Raw genomic sequence first — 23,688 nt, forward strand, 5'->3', positions numbered from 1 at the left:
CGACATATGAGTTCTGTAATTGAAATAAAGGTCCCTGACGTCGGTAACGTCCCTGAAATCGACATCGTCGAAGTATTGATCAAACCTGGCGATGTGGTCGCTGTCGAACAAACTTTGGCGGTGATGGAAACCGATAAAGCAACGATGGATTTACCGTCCAGCGCGGCCGGCACCATTAAAACCGTACACATTAAACCGGGTGATAAAGTCTCAGAGGGTACGCTGATCGCCACCCTTGAAGCCGGTGAAGCAGTCGCTGCGGCTCCTGCCGAACCGGCGCCGCCAGCCACGCCAGCCCCAGTCGAACCAACCCCTGCTCCGGTTGCGGAAGCACCAAAAGCAGAACCGACCAAGCCTGCGCCAGCACCTGCTACTCCAGTCGCAACAAGTAACGAAGGTTTTAAAGCGCACGCCACGCCTAGCGTCAGACTCTTTGCCCGTGAATTGGGTGTCGATCTAAGCAAGATCCAGACCGGCAGCGGCCGTAAAGGTCGTATCCTGCAAGACGATGTGAAAAACTTCGTCAAGCAAGTCATGGCCTCCGGCGGTTCGACCAGCGGCGGCGCAGGCATACCGGCTATTCCAGCGGTCGATTTCACCCAATTCGGGGAAATTGAAGAAAAACCGCTGAGTAAAATCAAGCGTCTTACCGGCCAAAACCTGACCCGTGTCTGGCTAAACCTGCCGCTGGTGACTTATCACGACGAGGTGGCTATCGATGCGATGGAAGACTTCCGCAAATCAGTCAACGCTGGCTTAGCGAAAGACGCCGTTAAAGTTACCGGCCTAATCTTCATCATGAAGGCGCTGGTAGCGGCAATGCAAAAATACCCGTCCTTCAATAGCTCATTGTCTCCAGACGGCGAAAAACTGATCTTCAAACATTACTTCCATATCGGTATTGCCGTGGATACCCCGAACGGCTTAGTCGTGCCGGTGATTCGCGATGTCGATAAAAAAGGTATTTTCCAATTGTCCAACGAGCTGGCAGAGAAAAGCGAATTGGCCCGAACCGGCAAATTGAAACCGGCCGACATGCAAGGCGGCTGTATGACCATCTCCAGCTTAGGCGGCATCGGCGGCACCGCGTTTACCCCCATCGTCAACGCGCCGGAAGTAGCGATTTTGGGCGTCACCCGCTCCAAGATGCAGCCGGTTTGGAATGGCTCTGCGTTTGAACCGAAACTGATGTTGCCGCTGGATATTACTTACGACCATCGCGTCATAGACGGTGCCGAAGGCGCACGTTTTATGGAAGCATTGAAATCTTATCTGGGCGACATTCGCCGGCTGTTATTGTAGGAGTAAGGATATGAGCGATTCTGTCACGCATGCTGAAGTTCTGGTACTTGGCGGCGGCCCAGGTGGTTACACGGCTGCGTTCCGCGCTGCCGATTTGGGCAAACAAGTGGTATTGATTGAGCGCTATCCGGTGTTGGGTGGGGTTTGCCTGAATGTGGGCTGTATCCCGTCCAAAGCTTTGCTGCACACCGCGCAAGTGATACATGAAGCGGAAGCCATGGCGGAACACGGCGTCACTTTCGGCAAGCCTAACATCGATTTGGACCAAATCCGTGCCTGGAAACAAAGCGTCAGCCAAAGCTTGAATCAAGGCCTCGGCAAATTAGCGAAGCAACGCAAGGTCACCGTAATCCATGGCGTGGGTAAATTTGCCACGGCCAACAGCTTGACCGTGACCGGTGAAGACGGCGCGCAAACCATTACTTTCGACAACGCAATTATCGCCGCCGGCTCGCAGCCGACCAAAATCCCCAGCTTTCCGCACGACGATCCACGCGTTTGGGACTCGACCGATGCGCTGGAGTTGAAATCGATCCCGGAAAAATTATTGATCGTGGGTGGCGGTATTATCGGTCTGGAAATGGCGACTGTTTACCATGCGTTGGGCTCGAAAATCAGCGTCGTGGAATTGATGGATCAGATTATCCCCGGCTGCGACAAAGATTTGGTTACACCGCTACAACGCAAGATCAAAAAACAGTATGAAAACCTGTGGCTGCAAACCAGTGTCAAGGCCATGGAAGCAACTGATACCGGCATCAAAGTCACGATGGAAGGTAAAGGCGCACCGGAGTCGGAAGTGTTCGACGCGGTGTTGGTTGCTGTGGGTCGCCGTCCCAACGGCAAGCTGATCGATGCCGACAAAGCGGGCGTCAATGTTGACGAGCGTGGTTTCATTCCGGTGGACAAGCAAGGTCGCACCAACGTCAGCAATATTTTCGCGATCGGCGACATCGTCGGCAATCCGATGCTGGCCCACAAAGCCACGCACGAGGGTAAAATCGCCGCCGAAGTCATTGCCGGCCATAAAGCCGGTTTCGACGCGCTGACCATTCCGTCCGTAGCATATACTGATCCCGAAGTAGCCTGGATGGGCTTAACCGAAACCCAGGCACAGCAGCAAGGTGTGGAATTCGACAAAGCCGTATTCCCTTGGGCCGCCAGTGGTCGCTCTTTGGCGCTGGGCCGTAGCGAAGGTATTACCAAAATACTGACTGACAAAACCACCGGCCGTATTCTCGGTGCCGGCTTTACCGGGCCTGGTGCGGGCGAATTAGTCGCAGAAGCCGTGCTGGCTTTGGAAATGGGTGCCGATGCGACAGACATCAGCCTGAGCATCCACCCGCATCCTACTTTATCCGAAACCTTTGCGTTTGCGGCGGAAATGATAGAGGGGACGATTACCGACCTATATGTAAAGAAATAGTCCTTATTTTGCTAAGCGCAAAATTCGTGAGCGGGTTAAAAGTCAGCCTGCAATTTTTTTTCGGTGAGAACGCAGACATCATATAGAAGGAACAGCAGTGGAAAAATTTGTCTTTGGGGCTGGCGAGGATGACAGAAAAAGGTTGCTGAATTTCGTTGATGCTCTGCAGCAGTTTTTAGAGAAGGTGATAAATAACGGCGAGTATTTTCAACCGAAATTTCGCGACGATTATAAAAAAGCCTGGATGGAACTTAATCCGAATTTTTCGGCGTTAAAAGACGGCTTGCAACGTGCCGAAACCCACACTTTGTTAGCGCAAGGCTTATTGGGAACCCAGCTAAATCTAAAGCTCGCCGTCATCAATCATTTTTTAGGCGAATTTTTGCTCTACGGAATAGAAATTATCGGCGGCCACAAACTGCTTGAAAAACTTTTAGGCGTTGTCGGCAAATTACTGGCAAACATGGCAAGCGCAGTGGGCACCGGCTTAGCCATTCATAGCTTCGTAGATTTTCTTGTTGCAATGATCAAGGACGACAGCTAGTGATAATGCTCTCTTAGGCAATCCCTAAGAGAGAGAAACCCGAGCTACTAAAACGCTATTCAAGCGGCTTTCTTAACTTCAACGCCTCTAGCCAACAAACCATCTCTACCTTTCTCCGCCAAAGCCATGATTTGATAAGCCAAATCTTCGGCGATATTCAATTGTTTTAAAGAGGCGGCCAAATGCTCCATCACTATGTCGTAATGGAAATCGTCAGGACCGAGCTTTATCAAAAAACAATGAGCAGGGGTTAACAACGTGATGCTTCTTATCTCTTGCCCGCCAACGATATCCAGCAGGAAGGCAAAATCGTTACCGGTAACCAAACTCGGTTTGGCGTTAGTGCGGGCAAACGCTGTAGTAAAATACCCGTCCAATGCCTTTAATACTCTCTCATCGGCACTATTGAAGTAAGCTTTCAAATAAGCTTTTAGGGTACCGGCCTGCTCAGCAGCCGGGCGGCTGAAGAAGCGGTTAATCCGATAGTCGTCCAGCATTTTTGCATAAAACACATCCAGTATTTTACCGACCAGGACATGATCGCCGAGAGTGGCGCGCAAGGCATGAATCTGATTTGCTACAGTTGCGCTCATAACTTTTCTCCGGAGGATAGTTTTTGATATACATCCTGAGCTTTCCAGTCACAACCATTTTTGTCAATGCTTTAACCGCATTAACATTATACAAAAGCCGTACAGATAGCCTTTTAATACTACCAATCTGACAACGCGTCTAAAGCCCACCCGGCACTATTTTTTCGGCACATAGCCTTCCGGCAACTCGAACCCTCCTGCAAATAAAAATTTCTCACGCTCGGCTTCCAATATTTTTTTTGCGGCCGGATCGAAACTGGATAGCCGCTGCTCGTTAATTATCATGGTTTGCATCGCTAGCCAGTCCTTCCAGGCCTGTTTCGATACATGATCGAAAATGCGTTGGCCGTTGGCACCAGGAAACGGCGGGGCATCCAGACCTTCAGCCTCAACGCCCAGTTTTACGCATTTAATCATTCTCGTCATTTTGATCCTCTGTGAAATGTTGTTGCAGCAGACGCTTGATCGGCGCCGGCAAACCTAAAGTATTAATCTCGGCGGTTTTATACCAAACCGCCCGCTCGCCTTCCATCACATTGTTTATGGGGTTTTCCAGTTTCGCCAGCACCGGGATGAAATCCAGATGATAATGCGAAAAACTGTGGCGCTGGCCTGGTAAAGTTTGCGAGACATCAATTCTGTAATTGCGTTGCAGACACCACTCTTGCAAAGCCTGCGGATCGGCAAATTCCGGCACACTCCATAGTCCGCCCCAAATACCGATCGGCGGCCGCCTTTCCAGCAATATCCGGTTTTCCTTATCTAATAACAGCAGGAAATATAATTGTTTGACCGGTACATCCTTGCGAGGCTTGGAGCCTGGCAATTGTTTTATTACACCCATCTGCCTGGCCTGACAGCTGTCTGCGATAGGGCAGATGTCGCATAGCGGCTTACTGCGGGTGCAGAGCGTGGCCCCCAAGTCCATCATCGCCTGCGTATAGTCTCCGGTTCTTTGCGTCGGCGTATAGCGCTGACTAATTTGCCAAAGCTGCCCCGCAACCTTGTTGTCGCCTGGCCAGCCATGCACGGCGTGAAACCGCGCCAGTACGCGCTTGACGTTGCCGTCCAATATGGGCTGACTTTGCCCGCAAGCAATGCTAAGTATCGCCCCCGCAGTGGAGCGGCCGATACCGGGCAAGGCACTGAGTTCTGCGACGGTTTGCGGGAATATACCGGCATTGTCGGCAACGATTTGTGCCGTTTTGTGTAGGTTTCTGGCGCGCGCATAATAGCCAAGCCCGGACCAGTGCTGTAAGACTTCGTCCAGTTCTGCGCTTGCCAGGCTTTGCACCGTTGGAAATCTGGCGACAAAGCGATTGAAATATGCAATCACGCTGACGACTTGCGTTTGCTGTAACATAATCTCCGACACCCAAACTCGATAAGGATTAATGTCCCGTTGCCATGGCAAATCCTTGCGACCATGATTATCAAACCAGCTAAAGAGTTTTTGTTGGAATTGTTCGGGGGACATGATGTCGTTTGGGAGAAGGGAAAATCAATTACGCATTGCCACTGAATAGTACCGTAAAGGATTTAGATAAGGCAAAAAACCGTTTTTCGACTGTGGTCTCCAAGCCGTAAATAGCCAGACAGTGTTTGAACTTCTACAGTTTTAGCAGCGAGGGTTATCCGCTTTTTTGTGTGATATTCTCTACCCAAGGAATCACGCTCGTTCAACGAGCTAATGATTGATTCAAATTCAGTCCCCTAAAAAACAGGAGTTGAACGCCTATGTTTTCTTTGATTTCCTCATCGAGCAACGCATGGCAGCGGGCCGCCCAGCTATTCATTACGATTGCCAGCATTCTGACAATAGGCAAATTAATTACGCTAGTACCAGTAATGACGGAATTGGAAGTGGCTGGTGTATTCAAGGCTGCGGCCGTAGTCTGGTTTTTCGCCAGGCTGGCGGGATTAATCTTGTTTTATTTTTTTGCCGGCTACGTTATAGAAGCCATTCCCAATAGCGGCGGTGCGTTGTCGTTTGCCAAAGGCATTGCGGAGCCGTTAACCGCTCTGTTGATTTTGATTACAGTGCAGGCGTTGTTTTGGGAGTTATTGGCGCCGTTCGTCGATAGCTTAGGTAGAACGATTTACCATAGTAGCGCGATCATTCTGATCGTAAGCGTCAGTATTTGGTTTGTGGTCAGGGCGTATAGCCATGCAACTTACTTGGTCGATACCGTTGCCAAGCTGGTTGAAATGTTATCAAGGTTTCTCCCCCAACAAAAATTGACCTGTCAGCAATGCGGCGCCGACATTACCGCAAACACTCATTTTTGTAATACCTGCGGACACAAAACCCAGTCATCCAATACATGTCCCGCATGCGAAACCACTGTTCCGGTTGATCAACAATATTGCCAGAATTGTGGATCGAAGCTTGGCAAGACAACAGTTACTGACAGTTGAGGAAAGCTGGATTTACAGCGGAAATCGCGACGCTACTTCAATATCTTAGCCACACTGCAAAATCGACGTTGAGTTCACTGGTTTCAAGCCGCAATGGTCAGCAAAATTGCTGACCACCTGTACCAACGTCTTGCATACCCAAAGACGACAACCTTATTAACCAGCGTGCACTAACGGCAAGGCTTGCACTAAATCAATTAAAGCTGTAGCTTTTTGAGTTTAGGCAGCTCACTCGGAAAGACGCTTGGCTACTCGCTGGTAAGCTTCCTTCAACTCCTCTCCAACAATTTTGGCCTTGGCGATATACTCTTCAGAAGTCTCTATCGACTCGTCGGCAATTTCAGCGGCTTTACTTTTAATCTGCAACCACTGTTTTTCCGCTTCTGCAAATTCATCCTTGGCATCCATGGAAGCCAAATGCAGCTTCAGTTGCAGTTCTTCGCGAACCGAATCCAGATTAACGAGCAAACTTTCGAATTCGTTTTTTAACGACATGATTCACCTCTTTGCTTGATTGAAATTTGTAACGGCTGTTGGACCATTGCAGACAATTAAAGTTTAGTCTGCTGTATGCTTTGCTAGAAGCTTTTGAAAGCTACCCAGTGTGCTGGAATGAAACGGGGAGAACGAAAGTGGAAACCGCGATTGATTTCCACTTTATCTAACAAAAAAGCCGTAGGTGTCTGTTGGCAACTACGGCTTAATCTTTAAACGATGGTTACTTCTTCGGCTTGAGGGCCTTTAGGGCCGCGGCCCAATTTGAATTGTACGTGTTGACCTTCATCCAGCGTTCTGTAGCTGTTGTTTGGGTTCAAAATGTTTTTGAAATGTACGAAAACGTCAGGGCCTTGTTTTTGTTCGATAAAGCCGAAGCCTTTGTCAGAGTTAAACCATTTTACGACGCCAGTTGTCATTGTAGACATAATAAGTCCTATAAAAATTTAGATAAAGCCTTAGCTAAAGTAAGGCGGGTCACGCTGGTAAATGTGGAAATTACTTAATGAAAAACTAGGACGAAGGACTACTGTAGAGACATCGAGCTGGTAAACAAAGGGTAAATCGTATTTTCTAGCTGGCTTGCATTCTAGGCTGATTCGACTGATTGTCAATTTAAATCGTAAAATCCAGTATTTAGACACTTCCTAGTCTATCTTCGCTATTCGGCAATTTGCGGGATTACCCATGCTCAGCTTAAACCTCCAACTACCAATGAATGCTTCATTAAAACGATGCATCAGGCGGCAATATTTGTTTGATGTTGGTGCGGCTATTTTGTTTTTCGGGGCGCTAACACAGCAAGTTGAATTACGGCAAACCGCAACTGTTGCCGCTAGCGAACTCGCGGCACAGGGCTACAAGATACCTAGCGAGGATGATCCGGTGCGGGTGTTTCCCGCGTTGACTAGCGGGGCATTTAGCGGCAGTCATGCCGGGGGCTGGCGGCCAGGCAGTATTTATCTGCGGCAACAACCACAGGGCGGGCTGAGCGAAGCGGTGTATCTGCGTCACGAACTGTTTCACGAAGCCAGTCATCGCAGCTGTGGCGGTCGTCTACCGGCTTGGGCAGAAGAAGCCGGGGCGATGCATTTCAGCGGCGAGTTGGCTGATCTCGAGCCCGGACGTTTACCCAGTGAACTTGAACTACAAAGCATCAAGAATCGGGTTAGGCAGGGCGCCGAATTAGATGGCAATGACCGGGCGGTATTGGCGCGATTGTTGGTTAATGCCGGCTGGCCCCGAGAACCTTGTACCGTGTCGACAAAATTAACTGAAATACTGGGCGTGGCGTTCGACGATGCCGGAGATAGCTCGTATCTGTTGATGAGCCTACTGTCCGGGCGGATATTGACGAGCGGCGGGGATCAATCCAGTCGTTTACCTCCTGGGTCGCTGTTGAAAATTCCGTATGCTGCGGCATTGGCACAAGCCGATGCTGATTTGCTGGGTGCAGAACTGGCGGCGAGCGAGACTGAAAAGCTATTGCAGCGTCGCGAGCAATTTCAAATCGAGCGCTATCGTCTGTTATTGTCGCCGATTAAAGAGCAAAATCTTCCAGCTCAAGTGGCTCCATCGGATCCGCAAGCCTGGCGCTCTTATCTGGGCGAACGCAATGCCGACGGCGATTTTGCCTTACAAGCCAATTTGCCGGAATTGGCCTTGGCGATGCGGGCAGCCTTGCTATCCAAGCCCGATTATTTTCGTGGCTTGAGCCAAAACGGTATCTTGCCCAACTCCACCTTGGCGGGGCAAAGCGAGACAGATAGAAAGCTGTTGCGCCAACTTCAAGTTCTAGCCAAAACCGGCACGGTTTCGACTGTTGACGGCCACCCCTTGGCTGGTCATTTACTGCTGGCCTGGCCGGCTACGAATCCGGTATTTCTGGCGATATTTAGGCAACGCGGCGTCAATGGCGCGTCAATATTAAGTAAAGCCGCAGCCTTGTTAAGAAACTGGCAGCACGACTATCCGGCCCGTTTTGCTGCGGTTAGGGTTAGTTTGTTAACGCCTACCGATCCAGATAGCTGGAATGAGGAGCCGGACTGTCCGTTAGTCGCTAACCAACACGGGCGCTTTACGGTTTGCGGGCAAATCAGGATCGTTTCCAGCGCACGTGGCAGCCGATCCGAGCGGGTGGTGAAAGGTGTTCTGCGACAAACAAACGAACAGGGGCCGACGGTGCTGGAAACCGATGTCGATAGCTATGTGGATGGCGTATTGGCTGCCGAGGCACAAAATCTGGCTGGTAGCGCCCGCGAAGCGATGCGAGCGGTGATCGCCTGGAACGGCAGTCACGGTAACCATAGGCATAATGAATCAAGCTCCCTTTGCGATACCACGCATTGCATGGTCTATCTCGGCGAGTTGCCTGGGAACAAGCTACGTCGTAGCAGTCATATCGATATTGCTTTAATACAGCTTTTGGACCAGTTGGCGACCGAATCCGGATTGAACTGGTTGCCGTTTGCCAACGGCGGCGATCAGCGCTGGCAAAGGCAGCTCTCAAGCGAGGAGTTGCGCCGGGTGTTTACGGAAAATCAAATTCTGGATATTCGCCGCGAACGGCACAAAGATGGCGAGTTGTTTATCAGATTATTTTATCCGACCAGCGAAGAGCTGCTCAGTTGCGAGATTTTTCGCAATACCCTGAAACTACCTTCTTGTCCTGATTCGGTAACAGCTGCCGATGACCAGACTTGGCAATTTACAGGCATAGGTGCCGGGCACGGCCTGGGCTTATCCATCGCCAGAGCTCAAGCTTTGGCGGAGGCAGGTCGTGACGCAGAACAGATTTTGCGCGATGCGTACGGACAGAGCCGTTAGGTCAGGCAGTTAAGCCAGACCTAACGTTTTATTCATCCGGGATCGATCAAGTGATAACGTCAGGCTCGGTTCTGCCAGTACGTTTTTTGACTTCGCACAACTGCTCGGCAATTTCTATTAATTCCGCAAGCGCAACCTGAGCGTCCTGATCGTGCTTGCTGACATCACGCTCATAGCGCTCCAAATAAATACGCAAAGTCGCACCGACCGTACCGGTACCCGACAGCCGGAACACGATACGCGAGCCGTTCACAAAGCCAATGCGGATGCCTTGATTGCTGCTGACGCTACCGTCGACCGGATCGGTGTAACTGAATTCGTCGGCAAACTTGACTTCGTAATCGCCCCAACTTTTACCGGGCAAGCTGCTTAACTGGCTACGCAGATGTTCGACAATGCCGTTGGCAATCTCGGAATCGACCGCTTCGTAATCGTGACGACAGTAAATGTCGCGACCGTATTTTTGCCAGTGTTCATGAACAATGTCTTCCACCGATTCGCGTTTGCGCGCGATTAAATTCAACCAGAACAGCACGGCCCATAATCCATCTTTTTCACGGACATGATTGGAGCCGGAACCGAAGCTTTCTTCGCCGCAGATGGTAATTTTATCGGCATCCAGCAGGTTACCGAAAAATTTCCAGCCGGTTGGGGTTTCGTAGCAAGGCAGACTTAGTTTGTCGGCAACGCGGTCAACCGCTTGACTGGTCGGCATCGAGCGGGCCACACCACTAATGCCTTTGGCGTAAGCTGGGATTAACTTGGCGTTGGCGGCCATAATCGCCAAGCTATCGCTAGGAGTAACGAAGATGTTTGCGCCCATGACCATGTTGCGGTCGCCGTCGCCGTCCGAGGCCGCGCCGAAAGTGGGTGCGTCGGCCCCGAACATGATGTCACAAAGTTCGTGAGCATGGGCCATATTTGGATCGGGATGGCCGCCGCCGAAGTCTTCCAGCGGCACGGCGTTAAATACCGAGCCAGGTGTAGCGCCCAGCGTATCTTCCAGAATATGCTTGGCGTACGGACCGGTGATGGCATGCATCGCATCGAAACGTAGCGTGATGAAGCCGTTATGGATGCTTTGTTTGAGCAGATCGAAATCGAATATCTTGGCCATTAATTCAGCGTAATCGGCTACCGAATCGATAATCCGAATTTTCACGCCGCCTTTTTCGACCTCACCGATAACGTCTAAATCTATGTCGCCGAAACGGGCTTTTTTGTAGCCGGTGATGATTTTGGTATTCTCGTACAGTTTGTCGGTGAACTTTTCCGGAGCCGGGCCACCATTGCTGACGTTGTACTTAATGCCAAAATCTTCTTCAGGGCCGCCGGGATTGTGACTAGCTGATAGAACAATGCCTCCGAACGCATTGTATTTCCTGATAATATTCGATGCGGCAGGAGTGGACAACAAGCCGCCTTGGCCTATAATGAGCTCACCGAAACCGTTGGCTGCCGCCATTTTTATAATAATCTGGATGGCTTTACGGTTAAAGTAGCGGCCATCGCCGCCAATCACCAAGGTTTTGCCCTGAAAATCCTCCAGACTGTCGAAGATGGATTGGACGAAATTCTCCAGATATTTGGGTTGTTGGAAGACTTTGACTTTTTTGCGTAAGCCCGATGTGCCGGGTTTTTGATCATCGTAGGGAGTCGTTTTGGTGATTGTTGTTGTCATATGCTACCCTTTGTAATACCTCGTTTCGAAAGGGTTAAATTACACCAAAACTTTGATTATTTACAGATTGCCATGATAAAGAAAAAATTATTAGGTGTTTTGATTGTGATGGGCTGTACCGTATCGGCGCGCAGTTTCGCTGGAGAGGATGTTTGGTTGCTGGTCGATACGCAGACGCAAAGCATGGAAGTCAGGAAGGGCGACAAGACGGTTGCCGTGCTGGAAAATATCGCCATTGGCCGCAATGGCGCGGGTGAAAAAAATCATCGCGGCGATGACATCACGCCGCTCGGTAACTATCGGATCGGCTGGATAAATGAAAGAAGCGCCTTCCGTAAGTTCTTCGGCTTGACCTATCCCAATGTAGACAATGCCGATAATGCCTTGAAAAAAGGCAAAATCGATCTCGACACTTACGAAGCTATTGCCAGAGCGCATTCTGCCGGACAAATTCCGCCGCAAAATACCGATCTCGGTGGGCAAATCGGTATTCATGGTTTGGGCAGCGGTAGTCTGTCCATCCACAGATCCATGAATTGGACACACGGATGTATCGCGTTGACTAACGATCAAATCGATCAGTTAAGTCAATGGGTAGAAAAAGGGACACTCGTAACGGTGAAATAATGTTGGTAAAATCCAAAAAAATGTTGGACAATTACCACCGTTTTTCATTTATTATTTTTTGAAACCACAATCAAGGGGAAAACCATGATGAGAGCTATTACATTATCAGCAGTTGTTGCAATTGCAGCTTTGGCAACCGGTTGCGCAAGCACTTCAGACCTGGAAGCTTTGGACGCAAGAGTAGGCACTTTGGAAGGCAAAGTTTCTACTGCATCTGCTGACGCTGCTTCTGCTAAAGCCGCTGCTGCTGAAGCTGCTGCAAAAGCTGCTGCTGCTGAAGCTGCTGCTAACCGTGCTGCCCAATATGCTCAAGATACCAACAGCAAATTGGACCGTATGTTCAAAAAATCACAACACAAATAAGCTTTATTGCTGTTGTTGATTTTAAAAAGCCCGTGAGCCGCAAGGCCACGGGCTTTTTTATTGCCTCTATTTCGCAGGTGCCGCTTGGCTTTGAACCACAGGAGGCGTCTGGGTAGGACGCTCATAAATAGCCACCGGAATACCAGTCGCTTTTTCTACTGCCGCTTTTAAAACAGAACCTTTGATTACAGGCATTTGCCCACCATTGGCTTGCTCTATCAAATTCAACGCCGTATGCAAGCGCTGCTCATAGGTTGCCGGCGTTTCTTCCAACTCTGGATACACTTCCATGTACAAGGTATCGTGATACCAGCCCACTTTGATCGATTGATTAACAATATTGACCGTGGTGCCCACTTTAACCATTGGAAAAAACTGCTCAATGTCAGCAGGGTACATCCGCATGCACCCATGACTAACCCGCATGCCAATGCCATTAACAACATTAGTACTGTGAATCAGATAGCCGGGTATCCCTAACTTAAACGCATACAAACCCAAGGGATTATTCGGACCAGGCGGATAATAAGGATCCAGCACATCGCCATCAGCCAAATGCTCGGCAATAATGGATGGCGGCGGCGTCCAGGAAGGCTTGTCGGTTTTGCCGGTAATTTTCGTTTTACCCAACGGCGTTTTCCAGTTATCTTCCCGGCCGATACCGATTGCATAAGTCACAACCCGGCCGGCATCCGCGTAATAGTAAATCCGCATTTCCGGCAAATTAACCACGATCCCTTCTCTTGGCGCATTCGGCAACAAAAAGCTGCTGGGGATGCGCACCTGCGTACCTTCGCGGGGCAACCAGCGGTCCACATAGGGGTTGGCCAATACGATATGATCTTGCCCAAGCCGAAAATTTACCGCGATATCGATCAGAGTGTCTTCATGCTTCGCCGCGACATATTTAACTTCATGCGGCGGATTGCCTATCAGGCTGTCACCCGGCCTATCCGGTGCCGGCAGCGTTAGCGCCGACGCCGCCGTACTGGCTGTCAGCAGCAAACTGAATAACAAACGGGTTTTCATTAGGCGTTACCTTCAGCAGTAAATAATTCAAGCAGACGCGGCAAAAACTGAGCAAGTTCCGCAGTCATAATAGAAAAATCGGCATCAAACTGTTCGACTTCGTCGAATGCCTCGATATCGGCGGCTTGCTCCTGAATAAGATCAAGAAACTTTAGCCGCTTGACAGCCAAGCTCTCGTCCAATACAAACGAAATGCGTTCGGCCCAGCTCATCGCCAACTTAATCACTTGCTTGCCGCTATCCAGATGATTCTTGATTTCCGGCAACGCCAAGTCGTGGCGTTTGCAACGAATAATCGAGCCTTCTTCTTCCGGCGAACGCAGCTCGCACTCGTCTTCGATCAAAATATCTTTCGGCGAGGTGTTGTCGATCAACCATTGCGTCATCACGCTAGCCGGTTTGGCGGTGGCGGTGAGCGGCACTATGGGCAGAGACCCCAAGCATTTACGCAACTGGCTGAGCATGTCTTCGGCTTTTTTAGCCGATGCCGCATCGACGACCAGCCAGCCGCCCTGACTATCGATATAAGCATAGGTTTTCCGTGAAAACGAAAACGCCCGCGGCAACAGTTCGAATATCAATTCGTCCTTGATCCGACTACGCTCTTTCGCTGGTAATTTGCGGGCCTCGCGTTCTTCGATTTCGTTGATGCGTTCTTGCAGCATTTCGTTGATCACCGATGCCGGCACGACCTTTTCTTCCTTCTTGCCGCATAGCATCAAGAAACCGTTATTGGCATGCACCAGTGCGTCCGAGGCCCTGCCTAGCGGCGCAGTCCAGCCAAAACTGAACTCATCATGGCTACCACAAGATCGGAACGGCTGTTGTTGCAGTTTTTGCTCCAAAGCAACAGCATCCAAAGTAAATGGCTCGGTAAAACGGTAGACGGCAAGATTTTTAAACCACATGATATGACTCTTTTTTAAAAACCGGCCATTATCGCAAATTTGCGCAGACCATATAAGCTGACCCGCTTAAAGCCTAGCCAAAAAATGCAGTTTGGCAGCAAATTTGCTTAGCATGTAAACAAGTTATGCACATTAAACTGTTTACGGCAAGATCATAAAACGCTTGACAAAATAACTCGTTGAAATACAAAGCATCATTTGTAAGCTATTGATTATAATCAATTAATTATAATGACTTAATGCTGTACAATTTGAGCCCAGCCCAGCACTACCGGGGAACAGCAAAGGCTTTCTACATTTAATACACAGAGTTATCCACAGCTTCTGTGAATAACTGAATTTACCCAGCCGCAATAATCGCTTAGCGATAAATCCAGAGAAACAACTTTTAATTTGTAGCAGCAAGCAATGTCTTATTGCATGGCAAGGTTTGTTAGAATGACGCGTAGCAAGTCCCTCACTCATAACAAAGCGGTCACATCATGCTGTCAACCTGGGAAAACCTGATACTCGGCGCCCTGGCGCTGCTGCTTTTGTTCTGGATGCAGCCCGGCATCAAAGCCGCAATCGCGCGCAGCAAACAAACACCCTCCGATTGGCCCAGCGTTATTGTGCCCCTGTTGATGGTAGTGATGTTCGTGCTTTTCTTAATAGCAATGGTTTGACATGAACGACGAAGATTACCAAGAAGAATTCGAAGAAGAAGATTATTACGACGAACCCGAGGACGAGTACGACGGCGACAGCGAAGACGAGGAAGCCGATCATTACGCGGTACGCCCCAACAAGACTCGCATCAAAAAAGAAATAGCCGAAGTGTTTGCGATGGCTGAGGAAATTTGCGCGCTATCCCCTGCGCATATCGCCGAATTCGAATTGCCCGAGAGCATAGAACAAGCCATGCGCGATGCCGGCAAGATGGGGCATAACTCCGCCAGAAAGCGCTTGTTGAAATATATCACCGCGCAACTGAGAAAGCTGGATACCGCCGCGATTCATGAAAAATTGGCGCGGATGAAAAACCGCAGCGCCCATGCGGTCAGAGAACATCACCAGGCCGAGCGCTGGCGCGACCAGCTGCTGGCAGCCAATGGCAATCAACAGTTGACCCTATTCATTGAAGAATTTCCTACCGCGGACAGTCAGCACCTGCGCCAGTTACAGCGCAACGCACAGAAAGAAGCCAAGGAAGCCAAACCGCCCAAGTCGGCGCGCTTGCTATACAAGTATCTGAAAGAACTGATTGCCGAGGCATCCGGCCTGCCACCTTTTGAAGAGGACGCGCAGGACAATCAGGATGCAGAGGATTAACTCGCGATCAGTTCCCCAACGCCCGCATCTGGCCCAAGATCCAGCTTTGGCGTTTATGTAAATAAGCGCTGGGCTGATCGGCTTTTAGCAATATAGGGTTCGGCAATGTAGCCGCCAACAGCGCAGCCTGATTGGCAGATAGCTGTTGGGCAGAAACACCGAAATAACGGCGACTGGCCGCTTCTATGCCGAATAAATGATCGCCGAACTCGGCAATATTCAAATACATTTCCAATATCCGCTGCTTATCCCAGATCGCCTCGATCAACAACGTAAACCAAATCTCCAAGGCCTTGCGGCCGAAGTTTTTGGCCGGACTTAAAAACAAATTCTTCGCGACTTGCTGGCTGATCGTACTGGCCCCACGCAGTTTACCGCCGCGCAAATATTGGTTAAAAGCCTTGGCGATGGCGTCAACATCGAAGCCGTTGTGCTGATAGAACAATTGATCTTCGGATGCGATCACCGCAGCAAAGGCGTGCGGCGAAATATGCCGGCGACTGACCCAGCGTTGATCAATACCCTTATAGCGCCGGCCTTCGGCCAGATCATCAACATGCTGATGCAGCATGAACGCCGACGTCGGCGGGGGTAGATACCGCAATACGCCTACCAGCACCAGCGAACTGAGTACAAAAAACAGCGCCGCATAGACCAGTCCGCGCTTGCAACGTTTCAGCAAAGAAAGCGCCGTTTTGGGTTGGCGCCAAAATTGGCGATAGCGAGCCGGATGGCGGAAATGCTTCACGGGCGATTCGAGCGTTGTGACTGGGATGTTTATTATCCATGATTGAACGCGGAATTGACTAACTACGGTTTTTGCGGGAAATGCCGTAAAGCAAAGCCATTATTGTGGCAAATAACATAGAAATTAATATGGTAGCTGTCGATTTTAGCGTAAGCCCCTGAATCATGTAGTCTCAAGGGCTTGGCACGGATATTGTTATATAAAGACCGGTGTCAGGGATGTTTAAGTTCTCTCCCCCGTGAACATGGAAAACAGGACGCCAGGGATACCTGGATAGAAGCGCGGAAAAACGCTTTTATCCAGGCAGGGATGATTCCAAGCTCGTTATGCCTCCTGCCTGCTGCAATATAATCAGTAAAAAGCCAAATCAAATTAGCGATGAGCCGCAGGGCTGAATTGTCCATATGCCCATCCTCTATCCCTAGCGAAGCTTTCGCACGACGATATTCAAAGGTGGCTAACGGCACTGCTCTATCAGCAGTGCCGTCAACCAGTATTGAATTAATACTCCAATTTCAAAGATCCCATGGCGGAAATGGGCGCACCGACGTTGGCTGTAGGCAACCAAGAAGTTGAGCCAGTGTAGTATTCCTTATCCAACAGATTATAGACATTGACTTGCGCCGTCAGACGCGTTTTGCCGATGGGTTGTACATAGGCCAGCATCGCATCCAAGCGAGTATATCCAGGCAATTGATAGGTGTTGGTATTGTCGCCTTCGCGCTTACCGACAACCACCCCGCCCAAGCCAGCCTTAAATTGCTCGGTGAATTGGTAGGTACCCCACAGACTGGCTTGATGCTCGGGCACATTCAACAAACGATTGCCCTGCAAACCGCTGTAATCCTTGGTATATCTGGCGTCGGTGTAGGCATAGGTCGTCACCAGGCTGAATTCGTCGGTGATCTGACCTTTAATATCCACTTCAATGCCCTGACTACGCGCTTCGCCGATAGTTTTTTGATCGGTGGGGTCCGGCGTACTCAAGTCGAAGGTCATCAGATTATTTTTGGTCAAATGATAATACGCCACAGTTGACGATAGCCGCTTGTCGAAAAACTCGGTTTTGAAACCGATTTCGTACTGCTCGGCAGCTTGCGGTGCAAAATTGCCACCGGTGGCGGAACGGCCGTTATTGGTGCCGAACGATTCGACGTAGTTGCCGTACAAAGACAACCAATCCCAAGGCTGATAAACGATACCTACCCGCGGACTGAATTTATCTTCATGCTGCATGCTGAATCCGGCCTTGGTTTCGTCCCAGGATGTACCGCCGTAACCGCCGTAGCCAGCCATATCGTAACGGCCTCCACCCATGATATGTAACTTATCCAAAATCGTAATTTGATCCTGGAAGTAAACGCCGTACCAATCGTCGCGCGAGCGCCAAAACCAGTTGGCGGGCTCGGCGCGCAGGGCCGCTAAATCGAAATTGCCGTATTGGGGATTATCGATATCGAAGGTAGGGATGGTGCCGTAACTAAAGTTATTGTCCGGCGCATCCTGGTTAAAAAAGAACCAATCTCCCCCTACTAAAACATCATGCTTAAGGCCAAAGGTTTGAAACTTTCCAGTTAGATCGAGACTAGTAGAGTAAGAGCGGCGGTTGCTGGTACCGAGAATGCCAAATCTATCCAGAGTATGTCCATCCGCGTTTATTTTACTGTTAGGCGCGACGCCGCCGAATACGATGTCGGTCTCGTCCCACTGAAATTTATGCCTTAGCCCCCAGTCATCATTAAATTTGAAGCTCCAATCCGCATAAATCAGCGTAGTGTCTTGGCTGGGTTTGATGGCCGGATCACCGGTAAATAAGGATCTGCGGTTTGTAATAGGCCGATTGCCCGATACCGGCACGCCATAATCTTCCGTGTAATTTTCATGGCGTTTCTCTATTTCGACATTGGCCTCGAAGCGGTCGTTGGGCCGCCAAGTCAATTTCGGCGCAATAAATACCCGCTCGTGATCGACAAAATCTCTGAACGAATTGCCTTCGTCGTAAGCGGCATTAAACCGGTACAACAGGGTTTTATCTTTATCCAGCGGTCCGGTTGCATCGACCGTGGTACGAAATTCGCTGAAAGAGCCGAATTGTTGCTGCAAGGAATAGTAAGGCACATCCAACGCCTTTTTGGTCACGTAGTTGACCATACCGCCGGGCTGCAACCGACCATACAGCACGGATGCCGGACCTTTCAATACCTCGAGCTGTTCGATATTCGCCGGATCGAACTTGCCCATCGAGCGCCTGAAACCATTGCGATACATTTGGTCGTCGGAAGCAAAGCCGCGAATAATGAAGCTTTCGTACATATCCGCCGTACCGTAAGCCCGCTGCACGCCGCTGACGTTTTGCGTCAAGGCGTCTTCGATGCGGATCGCTTGCTGATCGTTCATGATCGATTTGGGGACGACCTGGATGGATACCGGGGTGTCCATAATCGCAATATCGGTTTTGGTTGCAGTGGATGCATTCGGCACCGCATAGATTTGGCTGAAAGGGTCGTTAGGGTCATATACCTTTTTGCCAACCACATTCACCGCCGGCAACGCCGTAGGGTCCTGTTTGTAATTCAGAGACTGTCTTTCGATCAAAATATTGCCGTTTTCAGCGATGCGGTAACTCAAACCGCTACCTCCCAGCAGATGTTGCAACGCGGCTTCCGGGGTGTAATGGCCGCTAAGGCCCTTGCTTTGCAAACCCTCAGTGATTGCCGTGTCGTAGACCAGTTGCAAGCCGCCGGATTCCGCCAAGCGATTCAGCGCGGTAGACAGAGAGCCTGCAGGGATACTGAAAGCCCGACTGGCGCTTTCTGCAACCGCGGTGCCGGAAACCGCCAGCACAGCCCCTAATACCAGTGCCGAAGCATGTCCAAACAGGCCGCCGCTAAATGTTTGTTTCAACGTCATGAATTTCCCTCGCTGTTGTTAAATGATGACTATCGTTGTTTTGACGCACGACAGGCATAAAACAGGAAGTGAGGGATCAAAATTCTTCCTGACTAGAAAAGTCCGTCATGCCCGCCGGGATACCCAAAGGGCAAAAAAGGGGGCATGTGCCATGGATGGCGAGCTTCAAGCTGTCCATGTCGTCTGGATTTCGGTATTTCCGTTTTACCTCGGAGGTATATCGAAATGAGCATTTTGCGGATGCGCGAGACATTCAGATTAAGCAGCTTGCCAACCATCAAGGGTTTTGAAGGCGCCGGGCGTGCGAGTTGATTACGGCATCAATACCAAAAAATAGGTTATATGCCGCACTCAATACGGCATCCCATCGATTTTTTGCGCCTTAATCTTTGTCTCCAAACTCGACGAATACCAAACCAATCGGCACCAAAGCCCCGGATTCCCTGGCTCTTGCCGCACTTGCTGCGTTTGAGGTTATTGTTTGGCATGAATTTGGCTTTACCTTATGAGTGAAAAATCACCGTACCGGGCAAATCCCTCAATATGAACTTGGACATAAGCGCGCTTTATCGCCTGCATTGCAAGGAGCTGTTGCATCACCTGCTGCGCATAGTCAAATGCCAGGAAACCGCAGAAGATCTGGTGCAAGAAAGTTATCTGATTTTGGCCCGCACCGCCAATGCCACGGCAATCGCAAGCCCGCGCAGCTTTTTATATCGGACCGCTAGCAATCTGGCTCTTGATCATCTGCGCCACAATAAAATCGTCGAACGCCATCAGGAAGCGGCTCCGCTCGTGGAAGAACCACAACAGCCCGGCGCAGAAAGCGCAATTGCCAGCCAGCAATGCCGGACCTTGTTGTACCAAACCATCGCCGAACTGCCGCCGCGTTGTCGGGATGCATTTATCCTGCATAAAATTCGCGGTCTTAGTTATCGGGAAGTGGCTGGTGTGCTGGATATTTCCGAAAGCGCAGTGGAAAAGCACATCGTCAAAGGCTTGGTGCACTGTCGAAAGCAGCGTGCGCAACTGGCAATCGCGTTTCTGCCAACCCCAAGTTGTCGGCAATCGGAGTACTACAGAGCAGCCAGCTAAAGGCTGACAAGCCTTGCGCCGGGCGAGTTTACAAATCAAGTCCTCTCAAGTTAAAAAGATGATTCATTTTCTTCTACCCATGGTCGCCCAATGCATACTATCAAGGTCTTTCTCACCATAATCGGCGGGCTGCTTTTGCTTTTTATAGGCGCACACAACGCATTTGCCAAACCGCCGCATGCGTTGCGGATTAGCGAACTGCAAATCCCGGCCAGTGGTGTCAGCCAGCAACACCATCTGGCACAGACCGCCACCGGCGAGTTAATCGTCAGTTGGGTGGAAACCGACGGCGTTAGCAGCACCGCTAAATTTGCCATACTGGAAAAACAGGGCTGGAGCATGCCGTTAACGGTGATCAAGGTCGAGGGTAAATTGGCCGACCCACCGGTAGTGCTTGGACTAAGTGACGGCAGCCTGGCGGCGGCCTGGATGCGGTATGTGAAGGACTCTCCGGACCGCTATGCGGCAGACATCTATCTGGCCAGATCGATAGACGGCGGTTTAAGCTGGAGCCCACCGCTAAAACCTTACGGCGATGCTGCGCGTATCTACGATGCGCAAATGTCTTTGGCCGCACTTCCCGATGCACGACTGGCGCTGGTTTGGACCGACATGCGCAATGTCAGCCACGACCCGGCGGCCGATAAGAAAACCAACCGCTACCAACTGATGGCGAGCGTAATCGACAAAAATTGGCGCGCCAGCCCGGAGCTAACGCTGGATGACGATGTTTGCTCCTGCTGCCGCAGTTTTACCGACGCGCTGGGCGAACAATTGGTCACCGTTTATCGCGACCATGCTGTCGGCGAAATTCGCGATATTAGCGCCGTGCGCTGGCAAGCCGGCGGAGATCCGAAAATCGCTAGCGTTCATGCGGACGGCTGGGTGATCGGCGGTTGCCCAAGCAATGGGCCATCCATCGATCTAACGCCAACCGCTGGCGTGGCGGCCTGGTTCACTGCCGCCGACGGTAAAGGCCGGGTGAAACTGGCCTTCTCCACTGACAACGGCGCGCATTTTAATTCACCTATCGAGCTGGATGCCGACGCCAGCGGCTATACCAACGCCTTACTGCTGGACGACGGTTCAGCCTTGGTCAGCTGGCGCGGCCGCAATGGGCCAGAAGATGAGTTACGAGTCGCCAAAGTGACAACCAACGGCAAAGTCAGCCGGCAAACCACGGTGTATCACGGCAGCTTCCCGAAATGGCCCAGCAAATACCTGGCGATGGCCCGCGTCGGCAAGCAAGCTTTTGTCGCCTGGACCGATCCGATGCAAAAGAAAGTGCGGCTAGTCTCTTTAACCATCGACTAAGACAAGAGATCGAAGGTAATTATTAACCCAGCCCTTAAATTCCCTGGAGCCGTTAAACCGCACAGAGAATCCAATATAGCCGCAGGGCTCCCGCCTTCGCGGGAGCAACGATATTTAAGGGCCGGGTTAATGGTCACGATTAATTGTCACCAGCTCACTTAAGGCAAGGACTCTGCCAAAGACTGCGGCATATGCCGCAATTCCCGCTTAAAACAGGTCATATCACGCATCTACTTTGTTTTTAAGCGCCGCCAAAACATTACTACCGACGGCATAGTCGCGCTAACGCGCGGTGTCTAATGACAACACGGCTGGCTTGGCTTGGTTATTGCTGAAAAGCATCTTTACTTGCCCCGGCCACGAATGCCTTCAATGTCCAAAGAATCACCAGGATTTCTGCACACGCTGTTTCTGCAACACGCGCACGAAATCGGCAGCTTTTTACGCGGCCGTTGGCCGCGAGAACCCGATGTAAGCGACATCGTGCAGGAAACTTTTCTGCGCCTATCGCAATATCCAGAGCCGCAAACCATTCAAAACCCCAGGGCGTTTTTATTTCAGACCGCCGCCAATCTAACGGTTGACCGACATCGCCGCCGCGAAACGCGCGCACGCTTCGATGAACCCGACGCAGACATCGAGCATGTTGCCGACCAGCGCCTTTCGCCCGAGCATTATTGGCAAACTCATCAACAATTGGAGAAATTCTCCGCCTGGCTGGACGAATTGCCGGAATTGCGCCGCCATGCCTTTGTGTTATACCGCATAGAAGGCTGCTCGCATGCCGAAATAGCTAAACGTTTGGGCATTTCAGTACGCTGCTCTGAACGCTACGTGATGCTGGCGATGCAACATATCAGCGCCAAGCTCAGCACAGAATCGGATCATGATTGGCGGTGATTGCCGCCTGGCCCGTCTATGAAAAAGTCCGGTAAACTGTTCCTTTGATAAACACATTTCAGTCACTCAGCGTGTCAGACAGCGAATCTACCAGCCAAACCACGCGCGACCAAGCAATAGCCTGGCTGCTGCGCTTGCGCGATGCGCCCGCGGACGCGCAACTCCAGCGTACTTTCGCGGACTGGTTGGCGATCAATCCCGCCCATCAAACGGCGTATCGGCAGGTGCAGGCACAATGGGACTGGCTGGAGCCGCTTAAAGATCAGGCGTTTCGTGCCCGTGACGAAGCCTTGCGCTATCGACCGCAAACTCATCATTCCACGTGGCGGCAATGGCCGGCATACAGCGCGGCGGCGGCTCTACTATTCGGCGTCGGCTTGGCAATATTTTCGCCGCAAGGCTGGTACGGCCTGCCGCATAGCTACAACACGGCTAAGGGGCAAAGACAGGTGGTGGCCTTATCCGACGGTAGCGAGCTGGAATTGAATACCGATACCGAAGTGCGGGTGCATTTCAATCATGCCCAACGCCGCGTTGAGTTGATACGCGGCGAAGCGTTCTTTAAAGTCATTCACAATGCCGACAGGCCGTTTAGTGTGCAGGCGGGCAATCTCAGCGTGCGCGACATAGGCACGGCTTTTGATGTGTATAAGCAAGCCGACCGGGTTAGTGTCACGGTGCAAGAAGGTGTGGTGGAAATGTCCGTTCAGAGCGAACATCGCGAATTGCATGCGGGACAACAACTGGCGTATAGCGACGATCATCGCTTCGTGCCGGTCATCGCAAGCGATATTGCCGCCGCGACGGCCTGGCGCCAAGGGCAATTAATTTTTAACGGTCGGCGGTTGGTCGAGGTTTTGGCGGAAATCGGCCGTTATCACGACGTGCAGATTCGTCTACCCGATCCGAAACTGGCCGAGCTACGCGTCAACGGCAGTTTCCGCACCGAGCAATTGGATGGGATGTTGAATGCGGTTACCGCTTTATTGCCGGTCAACGTCAAGCGTATCGGCGAGCGGGAAATCGTCTTGGAAGCCGCTTCGGGCAAGCGCTAATGAAGGTGCGGATTTATTCCGACGCTCCAATTCGCATCTACTCCGTTACGGAAGGCTGGCGCTAACGGCGTCAGGGAAAAAACATTCAAAGGCTGGCGGCTTTTTCAAGCCTCCGCGTCTATGCCCATGAACCCTAAAAAAAT

The 23,688-nt window shown here is 50.8% G+C and carries 23 protein-coding genes; 13 read left to right on the plus strand and 10 right to left on the minus strand.

Annotated elements, in window-relative coordinates:
* Window positions 1–6 precede the first annotated feature (6 nt).
* The 3 genes from METH11B_RS0114115 to METH11B_RS0114125 all read left to right on the plus strand — a co-directional run bounded on the left by METH11B_RS0114115 (window position 7) and on the right by METH11B_RS0114125 (window position 3,272).
* Window positions 7–1,302 (plus strand): 2-oxo acid dehydrogenase subunit E2, encoded by a 1,296-nt coding sequence (locus METH11B_RS0114115; protein WP_026602574.1) that lies wholly within the window; start codon window positions 7–9, stop codon window positions 1,300–1,302.
* A gap of 10 nt (window positions 1,303–1,312) precedes the next feature.
* Window positions 1,313–2,728 carry a dihydrolipoyl dehydrogenase gene (gene lpdA, locus METH11B_RS0114120; protein ID WP_026602575.1) on the plus strand — a complete coding sequence of 472 codons (1,416 nt, stop codon included), beginning with the start codon at window positions 1,313–1,315 and terminating at the stop codon, window positions 2,726–2,728.
* A gap of 97 nt (window positions 2,729–2,825) precedes the next feature.
* On the plus strand, window positions 2,826–3,272 hold the full coding sequence (locus METH11B_RS0114125; RefSeq protein WP_020484275.1) for a hypothetical protein: 447 nt from the start codon (window positions 2,826–2,828) through the stop codon (window positions 3,270–3,272).
* A gap of 59 nt (window positions 3,273–3,331) precedes the next feature.
* Here the strand turns inward: METH11B_RS0114125 and METH11B_RS0114130 are convergent, their stop codons facing one another.
* From METH11B_RS0114130 to mutY, 3 genes are all read right to left on the minus strand, one after another.
* Window positions 3,332–3,865, minus strand: coding sequence for a hypothetical protein (locus METH11B_RS0114130; protein ID WP_026602576.1), 534 nt, complete (start codon window positions 3,863–3,865; stop codon window positions 3,332–3,334).
* A 156-nt stretch (window positions 3,866–4,021) separates the two neighbouring features.
* Complete coding sequence (locus tag METH11B_RS0114135) at window positions 4,022–4,291, minus strand: oxidative damage protection protein (RefSeq protein WP_036275993.1); 270 nt, start codon at window positions 4,289–4,291, stop codon at window positions 4,022–4,024.
* Window positions 4,275–5,342: an A/G-specific adenine glycosylase gene (gene mutY, locus METH11B_RS0114140; protein ID WP_026602578.1), complete on the minus strand. Its 1,068-nt coding sequence runs from the start codon at window positions 5,340–5,342 to the stop codon at window positions 4,275–4,277. Before mutY ends, METH11B_RS0114135 begins: the two co-directional genes overlap by 17 nt.
* Before the next feature lie 260 nt (window positions 5,343–5,602).
* On the opposite strand from mutY, the gene METH11B_RS0114145 reads away from it, so the two are divergent.
* Window positions 5,603–6,283, plus strand: coding sequence for a zinc ribbon domain-containing protein (locus METH11B_RS0114145; RefSeq protein WP_026602579.1), 681 nt, complete (start codon window positions 5,603–5,605; stop codon window positions 6,281–6,283).
* A gap of 228 nt (window positions 6,284–6,511) precedes the next feature.
* Here METH11B_RS0114145 and METH11B_RS0114150 read toward each other — a convergent pair whose 3' ends face one another.
* Window positions 6,512–6,778, minus strand: a complete 267-nt coding sequence (locus METH11B_RS0114150; RefSeq protein WP_020484270.1) for a hypothetical protein — start codon at window positions 6,776–6,778, stop codon at window positions 6,512–6,514.
* A 212-nt stretch (window positions 6,779–6,990) separates the two neighbouring features.
* A complete protein-coding gene (locus METH11B_RS0114155) occupies window positions 6,991–7,197 on the minus strand; it encodes a cold-shock protein (protein ID WP_020484269.1) in 207 nt (68 codons plus the stop codon).
* 295 nt (window positions 7,198–7,492) lie between these two features.
* Between METH11B_RS0114155 and METH11B_RS0114160 the strand changes: the two genes are divergently transcribed.
* Window positions 7,493–9,604 carry a hypothetical protein gene (locus METH11B_RS0114160; RefSeq protein WP_036275996.1) on the plus strand — a complete coding sequence of 704 codons (2,112 nt, stop codon included), beginning with the start codon at window positions 7,493–7,495 and terminating at the stop codon, window positions 9,602–9,604.
* 46 nt (window positions 9,605–9,650) lie between these two features.
* Here the strand turns inward: METH11B_RS0114160 and METH11B_RS0114165 are convergent, their stop codons facing one another.
* On the minus strand, window positions 9,651–11,285 hold the full coding sequence (locus tag METH11B_RS0114165) for an alpha-D-glucose phosphate-specific phosphoglucomutase (RefSeq protein WP_026602581.1): 1,635 nt from the start codon (window positions 11,283–11,285) through the stop codon (window positions 9,651–9,653).
* A 72-nt stretch (window positions 11,286–11,357) separates the two neighbouring features.
* Here METH11B_RS0114165 and METH11B_RS0114170 point away from each other — a divergent pair, with 72 nt between their 5' ends.
* Both METH11B_RS0114170 and METH11B_RS0114175 read left to right on the plus strand, forming a co-directional pair.
* Window positions 11,358–11,912: a L,D-transpeptidase family protein gene (locus tag METH11B_RS0114170; RefSeq protein WP_026147104.1), complete on the plus strand. Its 555-nt coding sequence runs from the start codon at window positions 11,358–11,360 to the stop codon at window positions 11,910–11,912.
* An 84-nt stretch (window positions 11,913–11,996) separates the two neighbouring features.
* A complete protein-coding gene (locus METH11B_RS0114175) occupies window positions 11,997–12,275 on the plus strand; it encodes an Lpp/OprI family alanine-zipper lipoprotein (RefSeq protein WP_026147103.1) in 279 nt (92 codons plus the stop codon).
* 66 nt (window positions 12,276–12,341) lie between these two features.
* On the opposite strand, the gene METH11B_RS0114180 is transcribed toward METH11B_RS0114175, so the two are convergent.
* Both METH11B_RS0114180 and rdgC read right to left on the minus strand, forming a co-directional pair.
* The gene (locus tag METH11B_RS0114180) at window positions 12,342–13,304 is read right to left on the minus strand and encodes a L,D-transpeptidase family protein (protein WP_026602582.1); all 963 of its coding nucleotides are present in this window, start codon (window positions 13,302–13,304) and stop codon (window positions 12,342–12,344) included.
* Window positions 13,304–14,212, minus strand: coding sequence for a recombination-associated protein RdgC (gene rdgC, locus METH11B_RS0114185; RefSeq protein ID WP_026602583.1), 909 nt, complete (start codon window positions 14,210–14,212; stop codon window positions 13,304–13,306). The genes METH11B_RS0114180 and rdgC overlap by 1 nt, the downstream gene beginning before the upstream one ends.
* 482 nt (window positions 14,213–14,694) lie before the next feature.
* Between rdgC and METH11B_RS0114190 the strand changes: the two genes are divergently transcribed.
* Together METH11B_RS0114190 and yjgA are read left to right on the plus strand one after the other, a co-directional pair.
* Entirely contained in the window at window positions 14,695–14,877 is a 183-nt protein-coding gene (locus METH11B_RS0114190) for a hypothetical protein (protein WP_020484262.1), read from the plus strand.
* A gap of 1 nt (window position 14,878) precedes the next feature.
* Window positions 14,879–15,523 (plus strand): ribosome biogenesis factor YjgA, encoded by a 645-nt coding sequence (gene yjgA, locus METH11B_RS0114195; RefSeq protein WP_026602584.1) that lies wholly within the window; start codon window positions 14,879–14,881, stop codon window positions 15,521–15,523.
* Between the two features lie 7 nt (window positions 15,524–15,530).
* Here yjgA and mtgA read toward each other — a convergent pair whose 3' ends face one another.
* Both mtgA and METH11B_RS0114205 read right to left on the minus strand, forming a co-directional pair.
* Window positions 15,531–16,271, minus strand: coding sequence for a monofunctional biosynthetic peptidoglycan transglycosylase (mtgA, locus tag METH11B_RS0114200; protein ID WP_026602585.1), 741 nt, complete (start codon window positions 16,269–16,271; stop codon window positions 15,531–15,533).
* A 501-nt stretch (window positions 16,272–16,772) separates the two neighbouring features.
* Window positions 16,773–19,181, minus strand: a complete 2,409-nt coding sequence (locus METH11B_RS0114205) for a TonB-dependent siderophore receptor (protein ID WP_026602586.1) — start codon at window positions 19,179–19,181, stop codon at window positions 16,773–16,775.
* A 543-nt stretch (window positions 19,182–19,724) separates the two neighbouring features.
* On the opposite strand from METH11B_RS0114205, the gene METH11B_RS0114215 reads away from it, so the two are divergent.
* From METH11B_RS0114215 to METH11B_RS0114230, 4 genes are all read left to right on the plus strand, one after another.
* Window positions 19,725–20,276: an RNA polymerase sigma factor gene (locus METH11B_RS0114215; protein WP_026602588.1), complete on the plus strand. Its 552-nt coding sequence runs from the start codon at window positions 19,725–19,727 to the stop codon at window positions 20,274–20,276.
* 90 nt (window positions 20,277–20,366) lie between these two features.
* Window positions 20,367–21,590, plus strand: a complete 1,224-nt coding sequence (locus tag METH11B_RS0114220) for a sialidase family protein (protein ID WP_026602589.1) — start codon at window positions 20,367–20,369, stop codon at window positions 21,588–21,590.
* Window positions 21,591–21,962: 372 nt separating this feature from the next.
* The gene (locus tag METH11B_RS0114225; protein ID WP_026602590.1) at window positions 21,963–22,490 is read left to right on the plus strand and encodes an RNA polymerase sigma factor; all 528 of its coding nucleotides are present in this window, start codon (window positions 21,963–21,965) and stop codon (window positions 22,488–22,490) included.
* A 71-nt stretch (window positions 22,491–22,561) separates the two neighbouring features.
* Window positions 22,562–23,545: a FecR family protein gene (locus METH11B_RS0114230; protein WP_026602591.1), complete on the plus strand. Its 984-nt coding sequence runs from the start codon at window positions 22,562–22,564 to the stop codon at window positions 23,543–23,545.
* Window positions 23,546–23,688: the final 143 nt, after the last annotated feature.

The sequence above is a fragment of the Methylomonas sp. 11b genome (genome assembly GCF_000515215.1).
Taxonomy (GTDB): domain Bacteria; phylum Pseudomonadota; class Gammaproteobacteria; order Methylococcales; family Methylomonadaceae; genus Methylomonas.

Bases quoted from the DNA above. Each gene is read 5' to 3' on its own strand.
- METH11B_RS0114225 (WP_026602590.1), top strand. From the start codon at position 21,963: ATGTCCAAAGAATCACCAGGATTTCTGCACACGCTGTTTCTGCAACAC.
- METH11B_RS0114205 (WP_026602586.1), bottom strand. From the start codon at position 19,181: ATGACGTTGAAACAAACATTTAGCGGCGGCCTGTTTGGACATGCTTCG.
- yjgA (WP_026602584.1), top strand. From the start codon at position 14,879: ATGAACGACGAAGATTACCAAGAAGAATTCGAAGAAGAAGATTATTAC.
- METH11B_RS0114135 (WP_036275993.1), bottom strand. From the start codon at position 4,291: ATGACGAGAATGATTAAATGCGTAAAACTGGGCGTTGAGGCTGAAGGT.
- METH11B_RS0114165 (WP_026602581.1), bottom strand. From the start codon at position 11,285: ATGACAACAACAATCACCAAAACGACTCCCTACGATGATCAAAAACCC.
- rdgC (WP_026602583.1), bottom strand. From the start codon at position 14,212: ATGTGGTTTAAAAATCTTGCCGTCTACCGTTTTACCGAGCCATTTACT.
- METH11B_RS0114215 (WP_026602588.1), top strand. From the start codon at position 19,725: ATGAACTTGGACATAAGCGCGCTTTATCGCCTGCATTGCAAGGAGCTG.
- METH11B_RS0114220 (WP_026602589.1), top strand. From the start codon at position 20,367: ATGCATACTATCAAGGTCTTTCTCACCATAATCGGCGGGCTGCTTTTG.
- METH11B_RS0114180 (WP_026602582.1), bottom strand. From the start codon at position 13,304: ATGAAAACCCGTTTGTTATTCAGTTTGCTGCTGACAGCCAGTACGGCG.
- METH11B_RS0114170 (WP_026147104.1), top strand. From the start codon at position 11,358: ATGATAAAGAAAAAATTATTAGGTGTTTTGATTGTGATGGGCTGTACC.
- METH11B_RS0114160 (WP_036275996.1), top strand. From the start codon at position 7,493: ATGAATGCTTCATTAAAACGATGCATCAGGCGGCAATATTTGTTTGAT.
- METH11B_RS0114190 (WP_020484262.1), top strand. From the start codon at position 14,695: ATGCTGTCAACCTGGGAAAACCTGATACTCGGCGCCCTGGCGCTGCTG.
- METH11B_RS0114130 (WP_026602576.1), bottom strand. From the start codon at position 3,865: ATGAGCGCAACTGTAGCAAATCAGATTCATGCCTTGCGCGCCACTCTC.
- METH11B_RS0114145 (WP_026602579.1), top strand. From the start codon at position 5,603: ATGTTTTCTTTGATTTCCTCATCGAGCAACGCATGGCAGCGGGCCGCC.
- METH11B_RS0114155 (WP_020484269.1), bottom strand. From the start codon at position 7,197: ATGACAACTGGCGTCGTAAAATGGTTTAACTCTGACAAAGGCTTCGGC.
- mutY (WP_026602578.1), bottom strand. From the start codon at position 5,342: ATGTCCCCCGAACAATTCCAACAAAAACTCTTTAGCTGGTTTGATAAT.
- METH11B_RS0114150 (WP_020484270.1), bottom strand. From the start codon at position 6,778: ATGTCGTTAAAAAACGAATTCGAAAGTTTGCTCGTTAATCTGGATTCG.
- METH11B_RS0114175 (WP_026147103.1), top strand. From the start codon at position 11,997: ATGATGAGAGCTATTACATTATCAGCAGTTGTTGCAATTGCAGCTTTG.
- lpdA (WP_026602575.1), top strand. From the start codon at position 1,313: ATGAGCGATTCTGTCACGCATGCTGAAGTTCTGGTACTTGGCGGCGGC.
- METH11B_RS0114115 (WP_026602574.1), top strand. From the start codon at position 7: ATGAGTTCTGTAATTGAAATAAAGGTCCCTGACGTCGGTAACGTCCCT.